Source organism: Rhizobacter sp. P2_H2 (assembly GCF_056403375.1).
Genome location: NZ_JBFUFP010000670.1, coordinates 1 through 3,052 on the forward strand (window position 1 = coordinate 1; position 3,052 = coordinate 3,052).

The 3,052-nt window shown below is 69.5% G+C and carries 2 protein-coding genes; both read left to right on the forward strand.

What is annotated here, in order from left to right:
- The coding region (locus AC1D15_RS24430) for a PAS domain-containing hybrid sensor histidine kinase/response regulator (protein WP_477828009.1) at positions 1-2,376 on the forward strand (2,376 nt) is incomplete at its 5' end.
- A gap of 4 nt (positions 2,377-2,380) precedes the next feature.
- On the forward strand, positions 2,381-3,052 hold a 672-nt coding region (locus tag AC1D15_RS24435; protein ID WP_477828010.1), incomplete at its 3' end, for a response regulator.

Genomic DNA, 3,052 nt, shown 5'->3' on the forward strand with positions numbered 1-3,052 from the left:
TTCGCGCACACGGTGGAAGACAGCCTGTTCGTCACCAACCCGGCGCGCGACCGCTTCCACTTCCTCGCCGAGAGCAGCTACGACACCTGGGGCACGCCGCAGGACGAGTTCGAGCGCACGCCGAACTCCTTCCTGTCGCGCGTGCTGCCGGAAGACCGCCACCTGCTGGCGGCCCGCCGCGAGCTGGAGGAACAGCTGCAGCCGGCCGACATCCGCGTGCGCATCCAGCATCCGGTCAAGGGCGTGCGCTGGCTGCGCTCGCGCACCCGCTCGCGCCGCATGCCCGACGGCGAGCTTCGCGTGTACGGCCTGGTGTGCGACGTCACCGAGGAGCTGGAGCACGAGAACGAGCTGAAGCGCGCGCGCGACATCGCCGAGGCCGCCAGCCAGGCCAAGAGCCAGTTCATGGCCAACATGAGCCACGAGATCCGCACGCCGATGAACGGCATCCTCGGCATGACCGAGCTGCTGCTGGGCACCGCGCTGAACGACCGCCAGAAACGCTTCGCGCAGGCGGTGTACCGCTCCGGCGAGGCGCTGCTGGAGATCATCAACGACATCCTCGATTTCTCGAAGATCGAGGCCGGGCGGCTGGAGCTGGCGCCGGTCGATTTCTCGCTGCGCTCGGTGGTCGAGGACACGCTCGAGCTGCTCGCGCCGCGCGCGCACGAGAAGGGCCTGGAGCTGAGCTTCCGCGAGGAACCCGGCATGCCGAGCCACGTGCACGGCGACCCGCTGCGGCTGCGCCAGGTGCTGACCAACCTGGTGGCCAACGCGATCAAGTTCACCGAAGCCGGCGAGATCGTCGTCGACGTGCGCATGCCGATGCCGGCGCAGTCGGCCGACCGCGCGCTGTGGCTGGAGTTCGAGGTGCGCGACACCGGCATCGGCATCGAGGACGAGGTGCTGCCGCGCCTGTTCAGCGCCTTCACGCAGGCGCATGGCGGCATGTCGCGCCGCTACGGCGGCACCGGGCTGGGCCTCGCGATCTCCAAGCAGCTGGTCGAGCTGATGGGCGGCGACATCGAGGTGCAGAGCTCGCCGGGCATCGGCTCGCGCTTCATCTTCAGCATGCCGATGGCGCCTGCCGACAGCGCCGGCGGCGACACCACGTCGCCGGGGCTCGACGTGACGCAGATGCCGGCCCTGCGCGTGCTGGTGGTCGAGGACCACGAGACCAACCGCACCGTGCTCGACAACATGCTCGGCGCCTGGGGCATGCAGGTGGTGCTGGCCGAGGACGGCCGGCAGGCGCTGGCGATCCTGTCGGGCGCGACGCCGGTCGACCCCCGCTTCGACCTGGCGCTGGTCGACATGCACATGCCGCGGCTCGACGGCATGGGCCTGGCCCATGCACTGAAGGCGCTCGGCCCGGAGCGCCCGGGCAGCGGCATGAAGATGATCCTGCTGTCGTCGGTGTCGTCGCCGGACGACGTGCGGGCGGCGCACCGCGCCGGCTTCGACCGCTTCGTCGCGAAGCCGGTGCGCAAGGCCGAGCTGCGCCAGGCGATCCTGGGCATCTCCAGCCACCGCGCCGATGCGACGCGCTTGACGCCCCGGCTGAACGCACAGATCCTTGTCATCGAAGACAATCCGGTCAACCAGGAGGTCATCGGCCAGATRCTCCGGGCGCTGGGGTGCCAGGTCCAGGTCAGCGCCTCGGCGCTGGAGGGTTTGAAGGCGTTGTGCGAGCGGCGCTTCGATCTGGTGCTGATGGACATCCAGATGCCCGGCATGGACGGCGTCGAGGCGTTGAACTGGTTCCGGCGCAGCCGCTCGGGACGGTTCAACTTCCTGACGCCGACCGAAACGCCGGTGATCGCCGTGACGGCCAATGCCCTGGGAGGGGATGAAGAACGGTTTCTCGAACTCGGTTTCGACGACTATCTGTCCAAGCCATTCCGCCAAAGCCAACTGCTCGCCATGCTTTCCAAACGATTGCGCCCCGCGGCGCCTGTGGATCCCGACAGCTCGCCCACCGGCGGCGTGGCCGCTCCGGCCCCCGCTGTTCCGGCGGCCGCCGCCGATGGCGTGCTCGATGCCGGCGCGCTCGACCGCCTGCGCGAGCTCGACCCGAGCGGCGAGAACCAGCTGCTCGAGCGGGTCATGAAGGCCTTCGATACCTCGCTCGAGCGTCTTCTCCCCCAATTGCAGGATGCTCAGGCGTCCCACGACTTGACGGGCATCCGGCACGTGGTACACACGCTGAAGTCGTCTTCCGCGAGCATCGGGGCCCTCAAGATGTCTCAAATCTGCGCAGAAATCGAAGCCATGGTGCGCCGCGAGGCGACGCAGGGCATGGACGATCGCATCGTGGCGCTGCAGGCCGAGGTGGTGATCGTCGTGGCTGCCACGCGCCGGTTGCTGGGCCGCTGACTTCATGAGCTCGAGCGCGCCGCTGCCCGACGACGACCTGCTCGGGCAGCCGCGCGTGCTGCTGGTGGACGACGACGAGGTCAACCTGCTGCTCACCGCCATCGCGCTGCGCGAGCGCGGTTTCGCGATCACCGAGGCCACCAGCGGCGAGCGGGCGATCCAGATCCTGGCCGACTGGTCGCCCGACGTCGTCGTGCTGGACGCGCTGATGCCCGGGCTGGACGGCTTCGAGACCTGCCGCGAGCTGCGCTCGCTGCCGGGCTTCGAGTCGATGCCGGTGCTGATGCTGACCGGGCTCGACGACGACGCGTCGATCACCCGCGCCTACGAGGCCGGCGCCACCGATTTCTTCGTCAAGTCGACCCACTGGAGCCTGCTGGCCGGCCGGCTGCGCTACCTGCTGCGCTCGTCGCGCACCCGCCAGGAGCTGGAACGCAGCAAGTCGAAGCTCGCGCGCGCACAGGACCTGGCGCGCATGGGCAGCTTCGACTGGCACCGCGGCCACGGCAACCCGCTGTTCTCCGTTGAGGGGCTGCGGGTGTTCGGCCTCGGCCCGGGCGACACGCCGAGCATGCGGGCGCTGCTGCGCATGGTGCCGAACGAAGAGCGCGCCGGCTTCGTGACGATCCTGCACGAGGTGATCCGCCACAGCTCGGTGCTGGCCACCGACATCCCG